General features: G+C 51.1%; 21 protein-coding genes. 19 read left to right on the top strand and 2 right to left on the bottom strand.

Translation table 11 applies throughout. The features are described 5' to 3' along the window. The first annotated feature begins 4 nt into the window (after positions 1-4). Genes G5B47_RS09540 through G5B47_RS09530 form a run of 3 tightly spaced genes read left to right on the top strand, consistent with a single transcriptional unit; the run spans position 5 to position 3,342 of the window. Entirely contained in the window at positions 5-1,012 is a 1,008-nt protein-coding gene (locus G5B47_RS09540; protein ID WP_235957128.1) for a regulatory protein RecX, read from the top strand. 26 nt (positions 1,013-1,038) lie between these two features. Continuing rightward, on the top strand, positions 1,039-1,554 hold the full coding sequence (locus G5B47_RS09535) for an A24 family peptidase (protein WP_165097258.1): 516 nt from the start codon (positions 1,039-1,041) through the stop codon (positions 1,552-1,554). A 27-nt stretch (positions 1,555-1,581) separates the two neighbouring features. After that, a complete protein-coding gene (locus tag G5B47_RS09530; RefSeq protein ID WP_235957127.1) occupies positions 1,582-3,342 on the top strand; it encodes a DUF6382 domain-containing protein in 1,761 nt (586 codons plus the stop codon). Positions 3,343-3,366: 24 nt separating this feature from the next. Here the strand turns inward: G5B47_RS09530 and G5B47_RS09525 are convergent, their stop codons facing one another. Next, positions 3,367-4,263: a TIGR01777 family oxidoreductase gene (locus G5B47_RS09525; protein WP_165097255.1), complete on the bottom strand. Its 897-nt coding sequence runs from the start codon at positions 4,261-4,263 to the stop codon at positions 3,367-3,369. 64 nt (positions 4,264-4,327) lie between these two features. Then, on the bottom strand, positions 4,328-4,792 hold the full coding sequence (locus G5B47_RS09520; RefSeq protein ID WP_165097252.1) for a DUF2621 family protein: 465 nt from the start codon (positions 4,790-4,792) through the stop codon (positions 4,328-4,330). A 170-nt stretch (positions 4,793-4,962) separates the two neighbouring features. Between G5B47_RS09520 and G5B47_RS09515 the strand changes: the two genes are divergently transcribed. The 16 genes from G5B47_RS09515 (at position 4,963) to ppnP (ending at position 23,332) form a co-directional block, all read left to right on the top strand. Further along, positions 4,963-6,090: a deoxyribonuclease IV gene (locus tag G5B47_RS09515; RefSeq protein ID WP_165097250.1), complete on the top strand. Its 1,128-nt coding sequence runs from the start codon at positions 4,963-4,965 to the stop codon at positions 6,088-6,090. 42 nt (positions 6,091-6,132) lie between these two features. Then, on the top strand, positions 6,133-7,032 hold the full coding sequence (gene purU, locus G5B47_RS09510; RefSeq protein WP_165097248.1) for a formyltetrahydrofolate deformylase: 900 nt from the start codon (positions 6,133-6,135) through the stop codon (positions 7,030-7,032). A 115-nt stretch (positions 7,033-7,147) separates the two neighbouring features. Beyond that, positions 7,148-7,891 carry a CpaB family protein gene (locus G5B47_RS09505; RefSeq protein ID WP_165097246.1) on the top strand — a complete coding sequence of 248 codons (744 nt, stop codon included), beginning with the start codon at positions 7,148-7,150 and terminating at the stop codon, positions 7,889-7,891. 13 nt (positions 7,892-7,904) lie between these two features. Beyond that, on the top strand, positions 7,905-8,969 hold the full coding sequence (locus tag G5B47_RS09500) for a P-loop NTPase family protein (RefSeq protein ID WP_165097244.1): 1,065 nt from the start codon (positions 7,905-7,907) through the stop codon (positions 8,967-8,969). Next, the gene (locus tag G5B47_RS09495; protein ID WP_165097242.1) at positions 8,966-10,435 is read left to right on the top strand and encodes an ATPase, T2SS/T4P/T4SS family; all 1,470 of its coding nucleotides are present in this window, start codon (positions 8,966-8,968) and stop codon (positions 10,433-10,435) included. The genes G5B47_RS09500 and G5B47_RS09495 overlap by 4 nt, the downstream gene beginning before the upstream one ends. A 14-nt stretch (positions 10,436-10,449) precedes the next feature. After that, positions 10,450-11,499 carry a hypothetical protein gene (locus tag G5B47_RS09490; protein ID WP_165097240.1) on the top strand — a complete coding sequence of 350 codons (1,050 nt, stop codon included), beginning with the start codon at positions 10,450-10,452 and terminating at the stop codon, positions 11,497-11,499. A gap of 10 nt (positions 11,500-11,509) precedes the next feature. Beyond that, positions 11,510-12,379, top strand: coding sequence for a hypothetical protein (locus G5B47_RS09485; protein ID WP_165097238.1), 870 nt, complete (start codon positions 11,510-11,512; stop codon positions 12,377-12,379). 58 nt (positions 12,380-12,437) lie between these two features. Then, positions 12,438-12,644: a hypothetical protein gene (locus G5B47_RS09480; RefSeq protein WP_165097236.1), complete on the top strand. Its 207-nt coding sequence runs from the start codon at positions 12,438-12,440 to the stop codon at positions 12,642-12,644. A gap of 6 nt (positions 12,645-12,650) precedes the next feature. After that, positions 12,651-12,794 carry a hypothetical protein gene (locus tag G5B47_RS09475; protein WP_158442571.1) on the top strand — a complete coding sequence of 48 codons (144 nt, stop codon included), beginning with the start codon at positions 12,651-12,653 and terminating at the stop codon, positions 12,792-12,794. An 82-nt stretch (positions 12,795-12,876) separates the two neighbouring features. Continuing rightward, positions 12,877-13,257, top strand: coding sequence for a hypothetical protein (locus G5B47_RS09470; protein WP_165097234.1), 381 nt, complete (start codon positions 12,877-12,879; stop codon positions 13,255-13,257). Between the two features lie 9 nt (positions 13,258-13,266). After that, positions 13,267-13,764, top strand: coding sequence for a hypothetical protein (locus G5B47_RS09465; protein WP_165097232.1), 498 nt, complete (start codon positions 13,267-13,269; stop codon positions 13,762-13,764). A gap of 173 nt (positions 13,765-13,937) precedes the next feature. Next, entirely contained in the window at positions 13,938-14,570 is a 633-nt protein-coding gene (locus G5B47_RS09460; RefSeq protein ID WP_165097230.1) for a hypothetical protein, read from the top strand. Further along, complete coding sequence (locus G5B47_RS09455) at positions 14,567-16,852, top strand: hypothetical protein (protein ID WP_165097228.1); 2,286 nt, start codon at positions 14,567-14,569, stop codon at positions 16,850-16,852. Before G5B47_RS09460 ends, G5B47_RS09455 begins: the two co-directional genes overlap by 4 nt. An 11-nt stretch (positions 16,853-16,863) precedes the next feature. Continuing rightward, a complete protein-coding gene (locus G5B47_RS09450) occupies positions 16,864-20,736 on the top strand; it encodes a glycoside hydrolase family 78 protein (protein ID WP_165097226.1) in 3,873 nt (1,290 codons plus the stop codon). A gap of 181 nt (positions 20,737-20,917) precedes the next feature. Beyond that, positions 20,918-22,969, top strand: coding sequence for a transketolase (tkt, locus tag G5B47_RS09445; protein WP_165097224.1), 2,052 nt, complete (start codon positions 20,918-20,920; stop codon positions 22,967-22,969). Between the two features lie 42 nt (positions 22,970-23,011). After that, positions 23,012-23,332: a pyrimidine/purine nucleoside phosphorylase gene (gene ppnP, locus G5B47_RS09440; RefSeq protein WP_165097222.1), complete on the top strand. Its 321-nt coding sequence runs from the start codon at positions 23,012-23,014 to the stop codon at positions 23,330-23,332. Positions 23,333-23,484: the final 152 nt, after the last annotated feature.

Below are 23,484 nucleotides of genomic sequence, written 5' to 3'. Positions count from 1 at the left end.
GATAATGAAGGACTGGCTAAAAAAGGGAGGGAGGTTTAACAATGAAGGCAGCATGGTCGTGGAGGCGGCTATGGTGCTGCCGATGTTTTTGCTGTTCGTGCTATTCCTGATTTTTATCGTGCAGATGACTCTGTATTCAACCGCTCTGCAGAGCACCGTGTCCGATACGGTTGAAGTCGCCACGCATATGTACCCTGCCGCCTTGGCGGTGCAGAAGGGAGAACAGTCCGCGATAGCTTCTAGTGAAGCGGGGAACGCGGTGAATGAGATAAATGGCCAAGCGACTGCGGACAAGCCGTCCGTTTGGACGATTCCGCGTCTGTCGGTTTCCGATTGGGCCGAACAATACGCCTCCGAGCTGCCTCCGCCGCTTGACGATTGGGTCAGGAGCGCGGCCCGGAAGGGAGAAGGTCCTCTTCAGGAGCTTCAGGCCAAAGGCTCGGAAGCCGTTCTGGATACAGCCGTCAAACCGCTGCTTAAGCCTTACATCGCTTCGGATATGCTGGATTACAGGCGAATCCACGTTTCGAATGTGACAGTTCCTAAGCTGGGAGCCGGATCAAAGCCTTATTTCGGCCTTCAGGTCAGTTATAAGCTGCCGATGAAGGTGCCGTTTCTCAATCGCAGCATTGTGCTGGAGGCCTCTGCCGTCGAGCGGCTATGGATCGGAGATACAGGCGAAGGCGGAAGCGGGGGGCAGGAAAGCGGAGCGGAAGAAGGCAGCGCCATCGCCGTTTTGGAGAAGCCGAATCCTGCAAGGCCGAACAAACAAGGCGTCATCCGGATCAAAATAGAGCCGAATGCTTCGGCGAATCTCACGGTTTTCTACAAATCCGGGAAAAGCACTGCCAAGTATTTGGGCTGGAAGAAAGCGGACGAGAACGGCTATATCGAGTGGGAATGGAGAATCGGCGGCAAGACGACGCCGGGCTCATGGCCGACTTTCGTTATAGAAACAGAGGACGGCCAATCGGTGGAAGGCAAATTTTACGTTGCGGATAAGCCGAATTGACTCACGGGAAAAAAAGGAGCAAGTCTATGAATGAATGGGCGTTTTGGGGATTTCTGCCCTTTTTAGCGGGAGCTTTCTTCACGGATACGCTGACGATGAAGATACCGAACTGGATCACGGCGCCGGCGGTGCTTATGGGCTTTCTTACTCAGGGGCTTTCCGGAGGCTGGAAGGGCGTGCTGTTTGCGGGAGCCGGTGCTGCCGCAGGATTTTTACCGCTTCTGCTCATGCATGTAATAGGAGCTGTCGGGGCGGGGGATGTCAAGCTTTTTGCGGGTATCGGGGCTTGGACGGGATATTTTTTCACAATACAGGTTATCGTGTACTCGCTGCTGTTTGCGGCGGCAATCGGCTGGATCATAGTGCTTAAGAGGCGGGAAGGTTTTCGGCGGCTGCGGAGTGTCGCAAGACTGCTGACGGGAATCTTTTATATGCCGAAATGGACGTTGTTCAAAAGCCGCGACGGCGATATGCTGCGATTTCCTTTTATGTTTGCTGTGGTTCCCGGAGCGGCGGCCGCTTTTTTGGGTGGCTGGATTTGAAGAATTGAACATGGGAGGTGATGTCCATTGTTTGGTTTAACCAGGGATTTTGTGCAGCAGGACGGTATCCGTATGGTGCTTGGAGGGCGGGAGGGAATGCCGGTGTCCAGGCTCAATCCGGTTCAGTGCAGGATGCTGTCCTCCTTGACTATTCCGCACCATCTTCGGCTGTTCCTTAAAGAGGTGGATTTGAGCGTAACACTGGAGTATGCGGTATCGGGAAAAAAGCTGCTCTCGCATCTGCTCAAGGGAGTCAAGCTGACCTTGGACGAATTTTACGGGCTGCTGCTGCAGATCGCCCAAGGGATGGAGGACGGCCGGCTGCATATGCTTCACCCCGGGCAGTATGCGCTTCATGAGGATTACATTTTTATTGAAGGCCCGCTGCAGAGGGGGAAGGTGTACTTGACGTACGTTCCTCTTGAGAGCATCGAACCAGTGCAGTCATTGGGAGAGAGCCTCAAGAGACTGATTATGGCGCTGATGCCAAGTGTAGGGGAACTGAAAGGAGACGGCGTCCAGCGGCTGCTGCACTACTGCGGCGAAGATGAATTTACGGTCAGAGGGTGGAAGCAGCTCATTTCGGAGCTGTTGACAGACGGCGGGGAACGGCATCCGATGGCGCATGAGGAGACGGCAGCGGCGGCTAAACCATTGATGGGAACCGGGGAATACCCGAGGGAGCAACCCTTTCGGGAAAAATTCCCGGATAAAGCGGTTCATAAATTTGCTGACAATGGTCAAAAAACGCCCGCGCAGCGTATTGGCCCGATTGTGAACAATGGCTTTTTCGGCAGATCGGGTTCCCCGGCGGACTCCCCGGAAGCTTCACGGGATAAGGCTTCGCCGCTGGCCGAATGGATGAGCGGGAGTGCTTTTTTTCAGGGAAGGCAGGAAAATGACAAGCGGGAAGGAGATAAGGAGAGAGGTTGGCAGGAAGAGGACCGTATGGAGCCCGGGTCGGTTTCTGGCACCCTTCAATCGGGCAAGGATGGGCACTCCCCGAAAAAGACCTATATTTTGCTGGGCTGCGTTCTGCTTGACGCCTTGCTGTGGAAATACCTGTATCTTGATCATCCCGGTAGGTTGGCGCTGATTCTTTGCGGAATCGCCACGCTGCTGCTGATTGCATTAAACGGGCTAATATGGGCGAGGAAATTAGGCGCTGACCCTGTGGAAGAAAAAGAGACGGAAGAAGAACAGGATGTACGGGGTCCGGAATTTGGAATGTCCCGAGGGTTCGGAACGTTGCAAACGTCTATTGGACGGAAGAGAGAGAAACTTGGGGGATTTCAGCGGTTTAATCCTGCGCCGATTGACCCGAATAAGCGGGTTATGGCCGGAATTCACGAATTCGAATGGGATGGAGCGGAGATTGAAGCAGCGGAAGACTACCCGAATGCCGCGGTTTCCGACCCGGCCACTATGCTGCTGTCCAATGAGCAAGCACCGGCCTCGGAACAAGCGAAGCTCCGTGAAGGAGCGGTGCCCTATCTTGAAAGAAGGGAAGAAGGAAGCGAAAATCCGGAGAAAATCGAACTGAACCGGACAAGCTTTATTATCGGCCGTTCGCCGGAGGTGGCGCAGTATATGGAGGCGTCGGAGGGAGCATCAAGGGTGCATGCCGAAATCTTCCGAAGCGGCGGCGGCTATGTGCTGAAAGATTTGGATTCGCGCAACGGCACCCGGTTTCAAGGTGAGGCGATGGTTCCGTACAAGGAATATCCCCTGACCGACGGAGACGTCTTCACGATTATTAAAGGAAATTATACCTTTCATCAGCGTTAGCGCTTTATGATCTTTGTTCCGTGCTCATGCTTTCAGCTGCCGCAGTGCTTTCGGAAGGTCGGGATAAGCGAACACAAAGCCATGCTGCAGCAGCTTGAGGGGAAGAACGCGCTGGCCCTCCAGCAAAATCTCCGACAGCTCGCCGAGAGCGGCTTTCAGCAGAAAGGCTGGCAGCGGGAACCAGTGGGGACGATGGTACGCTTCTCCAATGGCGGCTCCGAATTGGTCGTTGGTCACAGGCTCAGGAGCAGTGGCATTAACGGGACCCGAAATATCAGGGCTGGCGGCGCAGTAATCAATCAAAGCGACCATGTCGGCAAGATGAATCCAGGACAGCCACTGCTGGCCGCTGCCGATTTTCCCCCCGAAGCCGAGCATGTAGGGAAGCTTCATCTTCGGGAAGGCGCCGCCTTCATTGCCGAGCACAACGCCGGTCCGCAGCTTGACTAGCCGAACACCATGGTAGGCACGAGCAGCATCTTCCCAGGTCTTCACGACCTCCGAAGGGAAGTCCATTACCTGCGGCGGAGAGGATTCATCGAAAGTCTCCTTAAGCGATGTGCCGTAAATTGCAACAGCGGATGCCTGAATGACGACCTTCGGTTTGGATTTCAGGGCACCGATCAGTTTGGCTGCCGCGGCAACGGTTTCGATACGGGACTGCCGGATGAGCGATTTGCCGTGTTCATTCCAGCGCTGATTCAGGGTGGCACCGGCGAGATTAACGAGGACATGGGCGTCCTCCGCAGACTCGGAATTGTTAGCAAGCTCATCCCAGGTTCGGTACAGAAGCTTAGGGCGAGAGATTGCTTGCTTCGGCGCTTTGCGGCCCACAACAATAACTTCATGTCCTGCCTGCAGCCAGTAGTGAGTCAAAGTGGTACCGATAAAGCCGGTGCCTCCGCAAATAATCGCTTTCATTAATTATGGCCTCCTTGCCTTTAAAGGGCTGCGGTGCCCAGAGTGCTCCAAAACTATTAAAAAGTTACTTCAATAAATGGCGGTAAGGGGAATAGTCGATATGATTCTTTTCCAGAAATTGAATCAGGAAGCGGCTGTCGCGCCTTGGGGTGGCGGAAATGTAGCCTCTGATGCAGTGATCGCGCGTAACCTCGGTTGCGCTGCTTTCGATGGCGATCCTGCCGATTTCGGCGGCGATGGAATGCTTGGCGATATCGCGGAATGGCCCCGGTACCGGCTGCACCAGCTGGTCGAGAAAAGCTTTGGCTTCCTCGCTCCACAGCGGACGGCTGCGTTCCACCCAGTAGTTTTGCCAGTCCAGCTTGGATTTTCCGTCCGCCTTGGGCAGCACTTTGAGGAACTTGCGGAACATAAAATAGCCGCCGATGCACATGCAGCCGAGCAGCAGGAATGTCCAGAAAGCGATCGTGTTCATAAATAGGCTGCTCGGTGATGCGGATAACCAGCCAAGCCCTGATCTGATAAACATATTGAAATCACCTCATCAATGATGATGATCACAGCTTTCTCTTCAACTTAAATTATAGCGTATGCTCCGCGTTTTGCGAAGGAGGAAGCCATATATCGGCAATGCCTAGATTTCTTGTCCCAATCACGATAAAATAAGTTTTAATTCGTGAGAGAAAGAGGGAAAACGGCATGCTAAAAATTGGCTCCCATGTGTCGTGCGGGTCCAAGGGACTGCTCAGCGCGGCAAATGAGGCGAATGAATACGGCTCAAGCTCTTTTATGATATATACAGGCGCACCGCAAAATACCCGCAGAAAGCCGATTGAAGACATGTATCCCGAAGAAGGCAAAGCTGCGATGCGGGAAAACGGCGTAGAAGAGATTGTTGTTCACGCTCCTTACATCATTAACCTGGGATCTTACAAAGATAACACCTACCAGCTTGCCGTAGATTTTCTCCAGCAGGAGATCCACCGCACCCACGCGCTGGGGGTCAAGCATATCGTGCTTCATCCGGGCGCATATACGGACAAGGATGCGGAATACGGCATCCAGCGGATTGCCGACGGTCTGAACGAGGTGCTGGGCGGCACGCATGAGACGGAGGTCCATATTGCGCTTGAAACCATGGCCGGCAAAGGAACGGAGATGGGCCGAAGCTTTGAGGAAATCGCGGACATGATCGATAAGGTTGTACACAACGAGCGGCTGTCGATCTGCCTGGACACATGCCACATCCACGATGCCGGTTACGATATTGTAGGCGATCTGGACGGCGTGCTGCAGCAGTTCGATAAAATTGTCGGACTGGACCGGATCGGGGTCGTGCATATCAACGACAGCAAAAATCCGAGCGGTGCGCGCAAAGACCGTCATGCGCCGATCGGTTCGGGCTGGATCGGTTTTGACACGATTAACCGGGTCGTACATCATGAGCTGCTTGCCGGACGCCCGTTCATTCTTGAAACGCCGTGGATCGGCAAAGACGCCAAGACCCAGCGGCCGATGTACGAAGCGGAAATTGCGCTGCTGCGCGGCAATGTGCAGGAACGGTTCGGCGGAGAGTTTTTGGCCCAGGTCGAGGAATTGCACGCTTTCTTTGCCAAGCAGGAGCTTGACCCAAGGAAGTATGTGCTGGACGTGTGGAATTTGCTCAAGAACGATGCCAAGGCCAAAAAGGCCGATCCGCGCGAGCCGCTGGAACGCCTGTATGATCAAGTAATCGCCGCGGGTCTGTTCCCGGACTTGAGCGAAGAAGCGGTAAATCACCGGCTGATCGCTTGGCTGGCGGGCAAAGAGCTGCTGGTTAACGCTTAAACTTATGCTTTGCGTGAATGACGAGAGGATGGAACGAACACCATGGAACTGCATGTAAAAAGAGAACATTTTTCTTCGGACGAGCAGCACCCGAACCGGGCGCGAATGCTCATCTCCTGTCCGGACGGCCCGGGGATTGTGGCTGCGGTGTCCCGTTTTTTATTCGATCACGGCGCCAATATCGTGCAATCGGATCAGTATACGATTGACCCGTCCGGCGGAATGTTCTTTATGAGGATTGAATTTGATCTTCCGGAGCTGGAGCGGCGCATGGAGCAGCTTCAGGCGGAGTTCGGCGAAATCGCCGGACAGTTTCAAATGAACTGGAAAATATTCAATGTCAGCCATAAAAAGAAGCTGGCGATCTTCGTCTCCAAGGAGGATCATTGCCTTGTTGAGCTGCTCTGGCAGTGGCAGGCGGGTGATCTGGATGCCGATATTGCGCTGGTTGTAAGTAACCATGCCGATATGAAGGAGTATGTCGAGTCTTTCGGTATTCCGTATCATCACATCCCGGTAACGGCGGATACGAAGGCCGAGGCCGAGCGGCGCCAGCTGGAGGTAGTTGGAGAGGATATCGACGTCATCATTCTGGCGCGGTATATGCAGATTATCTCGCCGTCGTTTATTGAGCATTACAGAAACCGGATTATCAACATCCACCATTCCTTCCTTCCGGCCTTCATCGGCGGCAATCCATATGCCCAGGCGTACCGGCGCGGGGTGAAGATTATCGGTGCTACCGCCCACTATGTAACCGAGGAGCTGGATGGCGGTCCGATCATCGAGCAGGATGTGCAGCGGGTCAGCCACGGGGATGACGTCGGCGAACTGAAGCGGATCGGCCGCACAATCGAGCGCGTCGTTCTTGCCAGGGCGGTCAAATGGCATATCGAGGACCGTATCCTTGTGCATCAGAATAAGACGGTTGTGTTCAACTAATCGAATAGCTGCTTGCTTTAATTGGTAAAAAAGCATTTTACCCACACTTTGGCGTTTTAGGCCGAAGTGTGGGTTTTTTATTCGCAAAAATCATCTTGCAAAGGGGGAAATCGGCTTGTCGTCACAGCGCGGTCATTTATTGAAGCGCAATTATATTTTTGCAGTTCTGATTTTGATTGTCGGTTTCGGCGGTCTGCTGGGCTATGATCTTTACTTCAAGCCTTACGTGCTGTCCCAAACGGTAGTGAAAATTAAGGTGGACGGAGGCGGCGTGCTCCCCAAGAATCATGAGCTGCAAGCCGGGGAGCTTTATCTCGATTCCGTCCAGACAAAGGACGTCCCGAGCGGTGCAGTCACTAAGTTGAACCAGGCGGAACGCAAAATTACGAAAGTGAACCTGACGAACGGCAGTATTTTGACAGAGGCGCTGGTTGATTTGAAAGATTTGGAGCCGAGGGCGGACGAAGGGATTTTTCCGGTGCCGAAGGAAGCGGTCTATGCGATCAACGGATCTCTCAGGAGCAGGGACAAAGTCGACATTTATCTTGTGCGGGAGGAAAAGGCGGAAGCGAGAGCAGCGGGAAACTCCGGCATCGCGTCAGGCCCTGCACAGGAAGCCCCGGCTGGACGGCAGGCGGTTGTGCCCGAAGAGGCTTTTTTGACTAAGGTGACTGTAAATTATGTCCGCACGGAAGACAACAACGACGTTCGCGACACGGAGGTTGGCAACGATAATAACCGGGTTACCTCGACCGGCAAAGTGGCCGTCCCGGAACTGAAGCTTAAGAAGAGTGACGGTGAACGGCTGAAGCAATATTTGGAGCACGGATTCAAGCTGTGGATTGTCCGGGTGGAATAGGAGGAACAGCTTCATGAAAATATTCAGTCTTGGTATGGACCAACTGACGATTAACAATATCCGCCAGGCCGGTTATACCGTTGTTATGCAAAGTACGCTTCCCGATCCGCAGCTGGCGTCAGGGCATATGCTGATTGTAACTAGCGGACAAACTGAATTCTCCGAATTAAGGGAGCTCCGCGAAAAATTTCCGGATACGCTTATCCTTTATTTTTATATGGAACGGGGGGTACGCGGGTATTTCGGCATTCATCTGACCTGCGAGGAACTGGGAATTCATTTCCTGCCGCCGCGCTCGACTTCTTCAGCGATTATCGAGAAGATCAGGCTGGTTCTGATGGAGGACAGCGATGAACGCAGCAATGTGCTCGGTGTGCTTGGCTCTGGACCGGGAATCGGCTGCACGAGTGTGGCCGGTCTGCTGGCGGGACGAATAGCGGCCGCGGGCAAACGGGTGATTATGCTCGGAATGAACGTATATGATCCGGGCTATGACCGTAAAACGACGATCAGCCTGGATCGAATTCGGCCGAAGCTGACAGGCAGCAGACTGTACGATGAGGATTTTGCCCAACTGATTGAGCAGGACGGATACCGCTATTTGCCAGGCAACCGAGATTACCTGAGCGCCCAGGATTATCAGGAGAGCGAAATGGAGTATTTGCTGGAGCGGGCCTCGGACAACGCTGACATCGTCATCGCCGATCTTGGCTCCATACCGGAGAGCGCAGCGTGGTATACCGGAATGAGAAAATCCGCGCTGCGCCTGCTCGTTACCCATCCGAAGCATGAGCACAGGCTTGAAGCGCTTATGGATTTGGCCGGGCATATGGACCTTGCGCCGCATGATTTCAAGCTCGTTATGAACCGCAGCGGACAGGAGGAGACGGTATCCCCAAAAAGCTTGGCCCTTCGGTTCGGCACGGAGATTTTTCTGGATATTCCTTATTACCCGATGGCCTCTGGCAGGCTGCCGCTCGGCAAGAAAGAGCTCGCCCAGGCGGATGAAAAAGTCCGCGCGCTGCTGGCTGCGTTCGGCTTGGCGCCCGAGATCAAAAAGAAAGGGATGTTCTTATGAGTGACGTGGCGGCCTTCGGCCAATCCGTTCCTTCGGCGGCAGGCTCTCCATTCTCGCTAAAACAGAGCGTGCTCCGCGGAAGCACACCGGGCAAAGAAGACTTCCCTACCTTCCTGCAAAAGATGAAAAGGGAGATGAATGCCGGACTGGAGCGGGAGGATGAAGCGTATTTCGAGCTTAACGCCAAGGCGCTGACAGGCGACCCGCAGGCGGTCAGTTTTTTCATGAATGAAATTGAAAAATACTTGCGGAAGACGCCTTTTACCGGCAGCGTTCCCGAAGCTTACGACACGGCGGCCGAAGCGCTGTTTCATGAATGGAAGGGGTTTGGCCCGGCATACCGCTGGTTCACGGATCGGGCGTACAGTGAATCGACGGGGCTGCAGATTATCGGGCGGCAAATTTTCTTTAACGTAAAAGGCAAGTTCGTTCCTTACCCGTACGAGATGCCGTCACTGGACCGGGTCGAGCAGTTGAAGCGTTCGCTGCTGAAGAGCGATCCGAACAAGAAGCTGAACAAGGATAATCCGTCGGTCGAGTTCAAAATGGATGATCCTCTTTGGCCCGGCAGGTTTATCCGGCTCGCCATTTGGGTTTCCCCGCGTGTATGGGAAGGCTTTACGACGATCTCCATGCGGCGGCAGGTGGTCGAATTTCTCGATCTGGATGATCAGGCGGGCACGGAATGCATTCCGGCAGAGGCCGTATCGATGATCCGGGCACTGGCGATGACTTTTCGCAACACGATTATTGCCGGCTCAGTCGGCTCGGGCAAAACGACCTTTGCCAATACGATTGTTGGCGAGCAGCTGCTCGGGTCTACCTCCTGCATGGGCGTAGTGATGATTGAGAAGCATCCGGAGTCGACGCTGCCTTACCAGATCAAGGGGCACCGGATCATTCCGATCCAGGCGGCCAATGAAGAACTGATGGAAGTGGGAATCGAATCGCTGCGGCATGACCCCAACCTGCTGTACATGACAGAGATGCGGTACAACGAATGGGAATTTTACCTGTGGAGCGGGGAAAAGGGCTATGACGGCATCACGGGAACCTTCCACACCGTCGACTCGGAGGACATTCCTTATCAGGGGGCTTTTGCCGTCTCAACACGCATTGGCGGAAGTTTGAAGGGGCACCTCGTTTCCGCGCTGAAGGCATGCGAGATGGTGTTTATTCTCGAAAGCGCGGGAGAAGGCCGGAAGCGGCTGGCCAGTATTTCCGAAGTGTTTTACGACGAAGCCAAGGGTTCGGTGTTCGCGAATGATCTGATGCGCTGGGACCGGGAGAAACAAAGCTGGACGTATAACGCCGAAATCACCGAGGGGCTTTTTCTAAAAATGCGAAAGAGAAATGCGGAAGCTGCCGGGACGCTGCTGGATTCGTTAAAAAGATTGGCCGGCGAGAAACTGCTGTCCAGCCCTTTAAGGGAAAGTCTGAAATCGAGAATCGTACTGAACGAATAAGGGGGTGAGAAAAAGTGAATGGAGTGTTTTACCTGCTGCGGTTTGCGCTGCACCTGCTGATCGTTTGGGGAATTTGCCTGCTGGTCAAACCGCTTATGGAGCAGGGAATCCGGCATTTTGCAGCCCAGGTAAATGGTCATTTTATTCGCAGAAAGAAAGTGTTCAGGCTTAAAGCAGGTGGTATTCCCCGGTATGTTCCGTTTTACAGCCATTTGGACAATCTGCTGTACATCGCGAGGCGCAATTACGAGCCGGGAACGACGGTGCTGCGGTTTATGCTGCAATCGGGTCTTTTGGCCGCCGCTGTGTTCTTGTCTGGTCTTCTTACGCTGCGCGAGCTTCCGGGGCATTTGGCTTTTCATAATCCTTTTTTGGAGGGGGTGTCGTTTGACAGCGGACGTCCTTTGCAGGATAGGTGGCGCCTGCCTCTGTTCCTGGCGGTCCTTGCCGGAATGCTTCCCTATCTGCGGCTTCGGTATGCTTATGCGCATAAAAAAGTGAAAGGCAGCTACCACCTGCTGGATGCGGTCAAAATCGCCGCAAAGTTTACGCATTTGCCTGTCGATTCGCTGCTTGGCCGAACGGCCGATTATTTGGATGAAGACAATGTTCTTATAACGCCGCTAAAAATACTGTCTGCCTCTTTCGCCAATTACAGCAGTGAGCATGAGCTTGCCGCGGAGACGCAGCGTTTTGCCAAGGCGGTCGGCACCACGTTTGCCGTCGAGTTCGTTTCGGATCTTTTGTACTGCGAGAAGGAGGGCGGCTCCTATCTGAAAAATTCTCTGATGATGCTTAACCGCTCAATGGAGCATCAGCGGGAGACGATTCTTGTGGTCAAGGCCAACAGCCGGGATGCGATCAGTCTGGGACTTTACGGTAATCTGGTTGTGCTGTTCTTTTCCATCGGAACGTTCATTTATATGCTGAAGCCAGGCGTCTACTTTCGGCTGCAGTTTGAGACCCGAGCCGGTCTGGCTTTTCTGATGGTGATTGTCTCAGGTTTGTTTCTGTCATTTGTCATCGGCAGCGTGCTGGCCAAGCCGAAACTCGATTACCACTGAGGAGATCTGTATGGACAGAATATTTTTGCTTATTGCCGTCCTTGGCATCGTCTATCTCGCTCTCGTTGTATTCGTCGGCGCCACGGGAAAGCGGGAGCGGTATATGCAGCGTTTGCAGCAGCGGTGGAACGGACTCGGAGAGCGCTTGGAGAACGGCAGGCTCCAGCAGGTTCTTTATGCCGCAGGCTTAACGGTATCTGCCCGGAAGGTCATGCTGTTTCGTTATTTGGCGGCCTTTCTTTATCTGTTCGTAAAAATAGTGGGCGACTATATCCGCGGTGTGCCGTTTAATGCATACGATTTGCTGATCGCTGCGCTGATTCTTGGCCTTACGAGTCCTGCCCGCTATCTTCCATTCGGCTGGCTGCTTTCCTGGCTGAATCAAAGAGCCGCTGTTCAAAAGGATAGCGAATTAATATCGTTCCTCCGGCTGTATGAGAATAACAGGCTCCGGAGGAGGGGATATGTGCAGTTCGGCGCTTTCTGCGCCGGGGCTGCGGGACATTTTGTTCACATCCGTCATGATTTGTTCGAGCTGTCGGAACGGGCAGTGGATGAGGGGGCGGAGCGGGCCATCGAGTGGTTCTGCGAAAGGTTTCCGGAGGATCATGCTTTTATAGGCGATATCCGGTCGATTCTGCTGGCTACCGAGGGGATGGACGATGATGCGGAGGCCGCCGCTTATTTGCGTGAACAAGGCAGAATGATCGCCAAAATTTCCAGCGACCAATACCTGCGCAAGTGGTCTTTGATTGGGGATATTGCGTCGATTATTAATGTGATTCCGTCGATTGCCACCTTTTTGATGATCGTAACGATGGCTATGCAGTACATCATGCTGATCAAGGGGAATTTTAATGATATTCGCCTGTTTCAGTAAAGATTTGTCATATTCAATCAATGTATAAAAAAATAAAATGAAAAGGGAGATTTTAACAATGAAAAAAGATGCTATTTCTACGGGGCTGTTTATCGCTATCGGGTTTCTGTGTGTCGCTATCGTAATTGCCGTGCTGATTCCGGTCGTGCGGGATGTAATCGATGATGCCGACGATAACCGTCCGGTCGTGCCGGCGGTCAGTATTACGCAGCCGCTTACCCCTGCCGATCCGGCGCCTGAAGTTTCGTTACGCTTGGGAGCCTAGTAGCTGATGAAAAAAGATTCGATCTCTGTTGCCCTGTTTCTCGCCATCGGATTTATTATTGCCGGCATCTTCATCACGTCGGCCACGGGAATGATCGGCAGCAGCCAGGATGACATTATCGCTCATACGAAGCAGGTGGAGAGTTACTAGTTTCTGGGTGAATTCTTTTGCCAGGCGAATCTTGGGTAACTGTTTATCCGTCGGCCCTTGGAAAGGAGCGCAAGCGTAGACCATGAAAGCGACGGTCCTCCGGGCTTTGTTTATGTGGCTGGTTTTGTTTATTATTTTGCAGCCGATCTTTACTTATATCGATTATTTGCTGGATTTGCAGGTTAAGGCCAACACCTCCTACATCACACAAAAAGCCGCAACCGAGGGGATGGTAACCGCCAGCATGCGGAGCGAAGTCGTGAACAATCTGAAGGCCCTGGGTTTCCCGGAAGCTTCTATTGAAATAACAAGCAGTACGGAGACGGTTCAAGATAGAAAAACGAGGCTCGACGTCTATGTCAAAGCTGCGCGAATATCCATGTTTCCGTACAATTTTTCCGGGGAGACGCAGTCTTCGTATTATTACGGCCATGGCTCCATTATGAGCGAATATCTCGATTAAGGTGACTCTATGGATTACATTATCAAGCTGGCTTTCGTGCTGCTGATCTTTATTTATGCCTGGTTTTTTCAGGCGCAGAATCAGGAATGGGACATCGACCGGGAGCTGCTCAAACATGCGATCAACATGGCTGTCCACGATGCCGCCCAGGAAATGAACGAGTCGGAACGCGCCAGTGGAAGGCTAGTCTTCGACCCGGCCGCTGCGGAAGCAAGCTTTAGGGAAACGCTGAAAGCCAATCTTGGCCTGGATGACAGCCTGGCTCCCCGCACCGGCAGCCGTCTGCGCTCCAAAGTGGAGGTCGTAGATTTTGTAGTGATCGATGAATCTTCCGGTGTAACCTTCCCGTTTCTTTATGAGGACAGCCGATACGGAATCACAAAATTTTTGCAAGGACCATCCGTGATTGCCGTTATTAAAACAAGACATCCGGTGCTGATCGCAAGGGCCAAAACGCAGGAAGACATACAGGTGCCGGCGATTCAGGAGTACAAATTCAACAAATAGCCGTTTAGACGGAAATACCGGTTTGAAGGACAATGGCGCGGCTTGGATCTTCCGCTTTCTTCGCCTTCCAGGCCGCCGCGTATTGCCTTTCAGTTTATCGTCAAGGGACTTTCCCGGAGTAGAGAGCTTTTGCCGATAAACTACACAAATATTATTTTAAGGAGAGATCGATGATGAAAAAGACGATTTTGAAAGTAAGTGCGGCTGCGCTGCTGCTCTCGCAAGTGTTGTTGGTAGGGGGAGTAGAAGGGAAGGCTGTGGATGCAGCGCTGCCTCGTGTGGCAACAACGGTGACGGCCAAGCCGGCGGTTCCGGTTATGACGGATAATTTGTTTAAGTATGGGTTGAAGAAGGCAATGAATTTGCCGGTCACGTTATCATCGGAAGGCTTAAGTTTTACTTTGCATAAAATTATGATCTATGATATTCAGTCTACTGAAGTGAAAAAGCTTAAAAATCTTTATGGTTTTCAGAATGGAACCAGCATCATTCAAGATCCTAAATACATGATCTGGACGAAAGTCACTATTCAAAATAATACAACTAAGACTATTCACGGATCGGGTAACGATATTTGGATTTTATTACCCTTTTATTTCCAAGATGGAAAGAATGTTTCTCCTGTTTGGCCGAGAAAGCTTGCAGAGAAAACCAACAGCTCTGAAGCGTTGTGGACTTATACACTAAAACCAGGGCAAAAGATTACGTCTTATCTTGCTTACTACTACAAAGATTCATTCGATTACTTCTCTATTTCCTTAATGTATGGAAAGAACTATGTTGAAAAGTATGTGGTTCCCAAATGAAGAAGCTTCGCTCATTTTTATTAATCGCTGTTGTTCTTCTTGGATCGTTAGCTGAACAGAGTTTTACTTTCGCAGCTAGTACACAAACTGCAACCATTTCGATCCCGGTAAATGCTAATCTTATGGGTGATAATAACGCCTATAAAAACTATTCGTTGGATCTTCCAAGTGGTATTGCTCCAAGCTCGATTGATACTAGCAGTATCAAATATTCTGGAAGTAATACTGTGAGTGGAGCGATCTCTTTGCAAAACGGGACTATAAACTTGAAATTGCAGGGAGTGGCTTCAACAAAAAGGCTTTCAAATGTCACGGGTTACAATTCATCCTACTTACGGAATTATCGCTCTAATCCAAGTAACTCAATTTGGCGTTATTCAGACGGCGTTAGATGGCAGGTTAACGAATATGACGAAAATACAGATTCATTAATCTATAAAAATTATCCAGCGGAAGACAATAATGTTCCTTCATTGCGTCCTCCTAGAATCGTGGTATCAGCAGCTCCGCCACAAAACTCCAGTTATTTAAAATGGTATAACGGTTCAGCCGAGGACGTAATCGAATCAAAATATATTGTTGCTTCAACGATTCAAGCAAAATGGGTTCCTGAGGAATCTTCATCCTATGCGAAAGAAGTAAAGTTTAAAAATGGAAAGATAATTGTAAATTATGCGATCCCTTTTTATGTACTTCCCTCTGGCGCTATAGGCGAACAAGATTTTGAAAATCAAGACGCTGACGCAACACATCCCCTAACAGGATGGGCAACCGGAAGAAAGTATCAGGTTACAATAATTTACTACTACACAGCCGATGCCTTAGTTCCAACCTACAGCTATAGCGGGACCGTTACCTTCAAGTACACCCCCATCACCGAACCTACCCTTGACGGCAAGGTAACTGTGGTCAATCCAAGCCCGAATCCGACTCAATTCAAAAGTGCTGACGTGCCCGTTACTTTACGAGTAAACGGAAATCTTCTTGCTTACACGGATGCGGCTAACATCGAGGAATGGGTGTTTTATGCGAAGGAAACCGGATCGACGGATGTGAAAATAATGAAGGATTATAACAAGGTGTTAAGCAGTACTCAATCCTTCACGACCTTTAATATCCCGAAAGACAGGATTACGAATGGAATGGTAAATGGGGAATTTGATCAAGAGTACACCCTTACGGTCACGGTACGATTCTCAAAACCAGTCCCCACATCATCTGGAACCATTTCTTCATTGACCCAAACGATGCAGGCTACGGTTGGGGTTACCGATAAACCGGTTCCTCCTCCATCAAGCGGGGGTAATAAACGACCTGTTGCCATTTTGAGCGTACCCGATTCTGTGATGGCCGGAGAGGAATTCCTGGTCTACGGGGCGGATTCGTATGATCCGGACGGGACGATTGTCGATTACAACTACGGTATAGGATCAGCAGTAGAAAAGGTAACAGGAAAGTATGGCTATACGTGGTATCCATTGGCCGAAGCAGGGTACAAAACGACGATAAGTCTAGTCGTAACCGACAATGACGATCTCAGCGGCAGCACAACGGCCAAAGTAGAAGTTCAGGCGCCTAAACCGAGAGCGGCCATCACTGTCCTCGGAACCAAAAAAGAAAACCGGAAGGTCACTCTACATAATGCCAGCACGGATCTTTCCAAGCATTATCCGATGGACCCCTCCAAGACACGGTTCACCATTCAAGCGATCAGCGGCGGTGCAGCATCCGATATCAAGTACAGCGGATCGTTAAATGGAGTGAGCGATAAAGATGTCGTGTTTAAAAAGCCGGGCACCTACAAGGCAACAATCTATGTGGAGAACATTGTCGGATACTCCAGCACTGCAGAAATCACGTTTGATATCGTGCCGGATGAACCGCCTGTCCCGTATATTTCCGTTCCGAGCCAAGCTTACCGCGATCCGGACAACGGCAATAGGGCAGCGGTTGTTCTCGATGATCTTTCTTTTTCACCCGACTATGATTACATCGGTCATCGGCTTTGGCAGTACCGCTACGATTCAGATAATGATGGGGATTTTTCCGATGAATCCTGGGTCATTCTTAGCGATGCCAATGAAAGCAGGGTAAACTTCAATCCGGACAAAGTAGGTAGGTATGAAATCAGGCTTACCGTAACCGAAGAGTTTGACCAGCCGACGATTGACGAATTTGTAAGTGCAGCAGACCGGAAGTCGGCCAATACGGATACACAGAGCGCAGTTGAAAAAATCGTAACGGTTTATAACCGTGCCCCTATCGTCGATTGGTCATGGTAAGGGGAGATATTATGAAGCGTATTTTAAAGATTCTATTGATTGTTTTGGTGTTATCTTCCGTATTCCAGGGACCTTGGAAGTCGGATGTCGCAGAAGCTGCCGGGGAAGTCATCACCTATGACACGATTTATGTACCTGCTACACACATTACAGGTTCCAGACCGGCATCCTATCCGGGAGACCCCAATTGGTTTCAGAGTACCATGGATATTGATTTGCCTGCTTACACGATGGACGTATCCTATAATCAGGTCACCGGGGCACTCAATGTCACGCTAAGCAACTTTTTTTTACCTACTAAGTGGGTGATTAATCGCCAGGAATTATCGGAGTGGCCTGTTAATCCGTCATTCGACAGATGGAGAAACTTTTATCGTAATGAAAATTCAGTGGGGGGATACGTAAAGGATATTGATGGAAATTCAATTCCGATAACTTACCATGTATCCAGCCTTTCGTCATTTGATCCTGATAACCCTGATTATCGCACTTCTTTCGTCGACAAGACCGGTTCCACATTCCTTCCCTGGATCAAAGAACGGCACTGGTTATCCGAGTATTCGTATACGGACGAAATCAAAGACTTGCCATTATCATTTACAACTTATATTTCTCCGGGTTTAAAGCTAAGCGGAATTTATTTTTACCAGGACTTCACTGAATCCTACAACGTGGTCGATCGATGGGAAGAATTATATAGTATGAAGAGCTATCATGAATATACGGTAAGCGATTCCAGAGTGTTTACACTGACGAACAACAAAGCCCCGTCTCTAACGCTCACTTCTGCCTCTGGCCAAACCATTATGAATGAAACGGGGTTCAGCAATTATAACCTGGAAGGCTATGTTCAAGATCCGGATAACGACACCCTGAATGTGATTGCGGAGATCCCTAATGTATTTTACAAAAAAATTTCACTTTCCAGTACGGCATCACCCAAAACGTTTAGTATCCCAATAGACGCGATTACGGACGGGTTGTCTCCGGGAACCTATACGATAAACGTAAAAGCCGTAGACCCATTGAACAAGAAGGCTGAAGCCTCAAGCAGCATCACGGTCACGAAAAGGCTGAAAAACAAGGCTTTTTTCCTAATCAATGAACCGGTCAGTATTTCCGGCACTTATTCCGACTACGAAAGTGATCTAAAGTATGCGGAGCGGTACAAATATGAGCAGGACCCGAATCTTTTTGACAATCCGATGGGTTTGATTTCGGACAATGGACTATGGAGAAACAGTAAATATACGTCTTTCCCGTATACCGGCGCTTATGTGGCAAGCTTTCAAAATCGGGATAACCCGCTGGACGACTACCGGTTTGACGAGTTCCGAAAATGGAGCCGGGACAATTTATCCAGCATGACTTTCCTGGTACACCGAAAGCCCATTGCGTTGTTCACGGCCAAATTGATTAACGGCAACGTGACTCTTGCCGACAAGTCCTATGACCTGGACCATATCACGGCTCCTTCGAAGGGAATCTACGCGTGGGAATGGCAGTACAAGAAAACTTCGGATGAAGTCTGGACGGACGGGCAGCTCTCTTCGCTTCCGAGCAGCGATCAGTACGATATCCGGCTTCGTGTGCGGGATATTGACGGACCGGATGGGATCGGTGTATGGAGCGACTGGTACCAGGTCACGGTCGGCAGCCCAAGCAATTTGCCTCCGGTTGCTCTGTTTACCGTAACGCCTAACTATGTCAGCCACCGAAGCAGCACAACGATTGTAGATCAATCCTTTGATCCGGACAATGATAATCTTGATACCTATGAGTGGCGAGTGATCAAAGACGGCTGGCAGCAAGTCTGGTATCATTCCGGCGGACCAACGACTCCACCCAACATTGCAAGTTTTGGCACAGGGAACTACGAGGTTACTCTTAAAGTTCATGACAACCGCGGGTTATGGTCCAATCCGTATTCGCAGTCCGTTCAGGTGGTCAATTCGCCTCCGGTTGCCTCCTTTACTATGCCAACTGAGTTGTACCGGGATTCGGTCGTAGCCATGACCAATACAACCCCTGATCCGGACGCCGACGGCGAAGCGCTTATCTACGGCTGGAACGGCAGAATAAATGGAGGTAATTATTATTACGCAGGCGGCAACCGCAATCAGAATATCAATATTCGTAGCCTGATTACGCAGATGGGACTGACCGAGAAGCAAGCCGTTTCGGACGGCTGGGAAATGCGTCTATCGGCCTTTGACGGCGTCTTAGGCTCCAACGCAACGCGGCTCTTTACCGTTCTGAATCACATCCCGAGCGCGGCGATAACCGGTTCTGATACGGCGTTTCAATACAACACCTATACGTATACGTCAGCCGATGAAGATGGAGATCCTTCTGATGTGAGCAGCCTACAGTATTATTGGCGTATCACAGATTCAGATGGCGGCAAGGAAATGCTTCGAACGCAAAATGTGCAGATCACCTACGATAAGCCGGGAGTTTACACGTTGGAACATTGGGTTGTGGATCAAATTGGCGACAAATCCAATATAGCGACGTTAAAAGTGGCAGTAGCGGAGAATCTTGCTCCATCCATGACCCTAACCACCCCGGCCGGCACAAGGGACAACCCTTCCATTATCGATGCCGAGCAAGAGGGCGATCCACTGATCAAGTGGACCTATGCCGATCCGGAAAACGACGAGCAGGAAAAGTACCGCTTGGAATTTTACACAAAGGATGGATTGTTAGCCAAAAGCGTTGAAAATACAGATGGTTCCGGAAACACCAGACAATATAAAATGCCGGACAACTCTCTGGAGCGATTTCTGTTCTATACCGTACAGGGCCGGGCTTTTTCCAAAAATAACTGGTCTGAAATCTCCAATGAAAAAGCCTTTATCATCGACAACCCGCCGGTTCCCGGTTTCACCTTGATTACGGACACTGGAAAAGATGCAGTCCTCACGCCGATTTACCGAACCGATGTCTTGCAAATTACAAGCACAGCGCATGACGATGATCAGCCGAAGGGAGACACTCTGACCTACAAATATTACCTGAAACCGAGCGGGGGAACCGAAGGATTAATCAGCGCGTCCGATAGCTTTACGAAACAATTCACAACTAACGACACGTTTACCATCCGCCAGGTTGTTACCGACTCGCTGGGGTTGTGGCGGGAAGTCTCTCATTCATTCATCGTAAAAAATCGGGCTCCCGTGGTGAACCTCACCTATCCAACAAGCGACACGGCAGTCAAGCCAACGATTTCCAGTACGATGACGCCGATTATCAAATGGAGCTATACCGATGATGACAATGATGAGCAGCAGCGGTACCGGGTGCGTATATTGGATGCTGCAACAGGTAACCTGGTGGTTCAGTCCGGGGATCAGGCGTCGAGCCAGAAGCAGTGGACCGTACCGGCCGGGACGCTTGTGGAGAACCAAAAGTATGCGGCAGAGGTTGAGGCGTTCGATGGTTTTGATTGGAGTGCTGCTTCGCCGCGAAAATACTTTATGGTTAACCTGCTGAGCGTAAAAGGCGGCGTAAAGCACACCGCGGAATGGAACAATAACCGGCAGAATTATAACCTAAAGATGTCGGGTGACCCTGAAAGCCCGCGGGCTTATAATGTATTTTGGGCCGGAGAGAAATTTATGCTTCAGGCGGACGCTACCGGGCTGCCGGATACGATTGACGTGAACATGGACGGCGGATTTACGGCACAGCTGCATCCTGCGGACAGTGACAAGACATTTTGGACGGGAGAGCTCTACGATTCATCTTTTGAGAAGCTGCCAAACGGACCGGTGACCTTTACCTTCACGGCGAAGAACGAATATAACACGAAGATCGACAAGGTAACCGTGATCATTTCGGAGAATTGGAGCGAATATTTCCGCAGTCATCGGGTGAAATAAGAATGAGAAAATAGCTGAATTAGCCTTCGATCTGCCCGAAACTCAGTGTATAAAAATTACCAAGCTGCGAAACTTAAAGGGTTGAAGCGCCTGGTTCGCAAAAACATTGGTAATGCTTCCACATTAGTGATACAATAATAGTCAAAATGACATTCTTGAGACTTAGAGGAGGACTATTTGAATGACTGAACAACAGGCAAAAGAGCAAGCGATCCATAAGGATGAGAACTCGACAGTCGACAATCTGGCGATTACGACGATCCGCACTCTGGCCATCGACGCGATTGAAAAAGCCAAGTCCGGCCATCCCGGCATGCCGATGGGTTCGGCTCCTATGGGTTATCAGCTCTTCGCGAAGACGATGACTCATAACCCTGATCATCCGACCTGGGTCAACCGCGACCGGTTCGTCCTGTCCGCCGGCCACGGCTCCATGCTGCTGTACAGCCTGCTGCATCTTAGTGGTTACGATCTGCCTATCGAAGAACTGAAGCAGTTCCGTCAATGGGGCAGCCTTACGCCGGGCCATCCGGAATTCGGCCATACGGCGGGAGTTGACGCCACAACGGGTCCGCTCGGCCAGGGGATTGGCATGGCGGTCGGCATGGCGATCGCGGAAGCTCAGCTCTCCGCTACGTACAATAAAGATCAGTTTAATGTGATCGATCACTATACTTATGCCATTTGCGGCGACGGCGACCTCATGGAAGGCATTTCTTCCGAATCCGCTTCGCTGGCGGGTCATCTTAAGCTTGGCAAATTGATCGTACTTTATGATTCGAACGACATTTCGCTTGACGGCGAGCTGAACCTCGCATTCTCCGAAAATGTTGCCAAGCGCTTTGAAGCTTATGGCTGGCATGTGCTGCGCGTGGAGGACGGCAACGATCTTCCGGCCATCGGCAAGGCGATCGCGGACGCGCAGGCTGTCACGGACAAGCCTACGCTTATCGAAGTGAAGACCGTGATCGGATACGGTTCACCGAACAAGCAGGGCAAGGGCGGGCACGGCGGCACACACGGTTCTCCTCTCGGCGCCGAAGAAGCAAAACTGACCAAGGAATTCTACAAATGGGTATATGAAGAAGACTTCTTTGTTCCGGATGAAGTCCGCTCCCTTTTTGCCGAAGTGAAAGAAAAAGGCATTACGGCAAACAAAGAGTGGGACGAGAAGTTCGCAGCATACAAGAAGTCTTATCCGGAACTGGCTGCGCAGCTCGAAACGGTATTGAACGGAGACCTTCCTGAAGGCTGGGACACCAAGCTGCCGTTCTACCAAGCGGAAGACAAAGCGGTATCGACCCGTGTGGCATCCGGGAATGCACTGAACGGATTAACTGCGGGCGTGCCTCAGCTGTTCGGCGGCTCCGCGGACCTGGAAAGCTCCACGATGACTCATCTGAACGGGCTAGCTTCCTTTACACCGGAATCCTACGACGGCCGCAACATTTATTTCGGCGTCCGCGAATTCGGCATGGCTGCGGCCATGAATGGTATTGCGCTGCATAGCGGACTCAAAGTGTTCGGCGGCACGTTCTTCGTCTTCACGGACTATCTGCGTCCAGCGGTCCGTTTGGCTGCGATCATGAAGCTGCCGGTTACTTACGTACTGACTCATGACAGTATCGCTGTCGGCGAAGACGGACCTACACACGAACCGATCGAACAGCTGGCTTCCCTGCGCATCATTCCGGGGCTGACCGTTATCCGTCCTGCCGATGCGAATGAAACGTCTGCCGCTTGGGCTTACGCGGTAGAGAACAAGGGTAATCCGGTGGCGCTCGTGCTTACCCGCCAGAACCTGCCGATTCTGCCCGGTACGGTGGACGGTGTGCGCGAGAACATCAAGCGCGGCGGCTATGTTATCTCCGATGCCAAGAATGGCAAGCCTCAGGCGCAAATCATTGCTACAGGCTCCGAAGTACAACTGGCCGTTAAAGCTCAAGCCGCTCTGGCCGAAGAAGGCATTGATGTCCGCGTAATCAGCCTTCCAAGCTGGGATCTGTTCGAGAAGCAGGATAAGGCTTACCGCGACTCCGTCATCCTCCCGGATGTCAAAGCGCGTCTTGCAATCGAAATGGCTCAAACTTTCGGCTGGGAACGTTATGTCGGCGACCAAGGCGACATTCTGGGCATCACCACATTTGGCGCTTCCGCTCCCGGCGACACGGTTATTAAAGAATATGGCTTCACTGTGGAAAATGTCGTTAACCGCGTGAAGGCTTTGCTGTAGAATAATTGGGATATCGGGAATTAAGGGGGGAAATACAAAAAAATGAGTCAGTTTAAAAACGCGACAATCCAAAAAGAAGCCAATGTCTACTATGACGGCAAAGTAACCAGCCGCACGGTAATTTTGGAGGACGGCCTCAAGGTGACGCTTGGCATCATGCTTCCGGGTGTGTATGAATTCGGTACAGACGGACCGGAAACGATGGAAATTCTGTCCGGCAAGCTCAAGGTTCTGCTACCCGGTTCCGAAGTATGGCAGGAAATTGACGGAGCGGAGACCTTCCATGTGCCCGGCAATTCGAAATTTTCACTTGAAGTATTTACAGTGACGGATTACTGCTGTTCTTACCCGAAGAGCTTGTAAATCGTCAGGAACATTATCCTAACGGAGAGAGCATTCCCGCCTGAAGAAGGCGAAGGATGCTCTCTCTTCTTTTTATAGACGTTAACTCAAGCTTTTTGTTATATTCAAATATTCAAAAATAGCAGCCCGCAGACGATGAATAAGATGATAGA

This window comes from Paenibacillus apii (genome assembly GCF_011043685.1).
Classification (GTDB): domain Bacteria; phylum Bacillota; class Bacilli; order Paenibacillales; family Paenibacillaceae; genus Paenibacillus_AQ; species Paenibacillus_AQ sabinae.
Note: the sequence above shows the minus strand (reverse complement) of the source record. Positions and strands in the feature narration are given on the sequence as shown.

Coding starts and splice junctions, on each gene's coding strand:
- G5B47_RS09540 (WP_235957128.1), top strand. CDS start 5: ATGAAGGACTGGCTAAAAAAGGGAGGGAGGTTTAACAATGAAGGCAGC.
- G5B47_RS09515 (WP_165097250.1), top strand. CDS start 4,963: ATGCTAAAAATTGGCTCCCATGTGTCGTGCGGGTCCAAGGGACTGCTC.
- G5B47_RS09465 (WP_165097232.1), top strand. CDS start 13,267: ATGGATTACATTATCAAGCTGGCTTTCGTGCTGCTGATCTTTATTTAT.
- G5B47_RS09470 (WP_165097234.1), top strand. CDS start 12,877: ATGAAAGCGACGGTCCTCCGGGCTTTGTTTATGTGGCTGGTTTTGTTT.
- purU (WP_165097248.1), top strand. CDS start 6,133: ATGGAACTGCATGTAAAAAGAGAACATTTTTCTTCGGACGAGCAGCAC.
- G5B47_RS09495 (WP_165097242.1), top strand. CDS start 8,966: ATGAGTGACGTGGCGGCCTTCGGCCAATCCGTTCCTTCGGCGGCAGGC.
- tkt (WP_165097224.1), top strand. CDS start 20,918: ATGACTGAACAACAGGCAAAAGAGCAAGCGATCCATAAGGATGAGAAC.
- G5B47_RS09485 (WP_165097238.1), top strand. CDS start 11,510: ATGGACAGAATATTTTTGCTTATTGCCGTCCTTGGCATCGTCTATCTC.
- G5B47_RS09525 (WP_165097255.1), bottom strand. CDS start 4,263: ATGAAAGCGATTATTTGCGGAGGCACCGGCTTTATCGGTACCACTTTG.
- G5B47_RS09450 (WP_165097226.1), top strand. CDS start 16,864: ATGAAGCGTATTTTAAAGATTCTATTGATTGTTTTGGTGTTATCTTCC.
- ppnP (WP_165097222.1), top strand. CDS start 23,012: ATGAGTCAGTTTAAAAACGCGACAATCCAAAAAGAAGCCAATGTCTAC.
- G5B47_RS09475 (WP_158442571.1), top strand. CDS start 12,651: ATGAAAAAAGATTCGATCTCTGTTGCCCTGTTTCTCGCCATCGGATTT.
- G5B47_RS09460 (WP_165097230.1), top strand. CDS start 13,938: ATGAAAAAGACGATTTTGAAAGTAAGTGCGGCTGCGCTGCTGCTCTCG.
- G5B47_RS09535 (WP_165097258.1), top strand. CDS start 1,039: ATGAATGAATGGGCGTTTTGGGGATTTCTGCCCTTTTTAGCGGGAGCT.
- G5B47_RS09480 (WP_165097236.1), top strand. CDS start 12,438: ATGAAAAAAGATGCTATTTCTACGGGGCTGTTTATCGCTATCGGGTTT.
- G5B47_RS09455 (WP_165097228.1), top strand. CDS start 14,567: ATGAAGAAGCTTCGCTCATTTTTATTAATCGCTGTTGTTCTTCTTGGA.
- G5B47_RS09520 (WP_165097252.1), bottom strand. CDS start 4,792: ATGTTTATCAGATCAGGGCTTGGCTGGTTATCCGCATCACCGAGCAGC.
- G5B47_RS09500 (WP_165097244.1), top strand. CDS start 7,905: ATGAAAATATTCAGTCTTGGTATGGACCAACTGACGATTAACAATATC.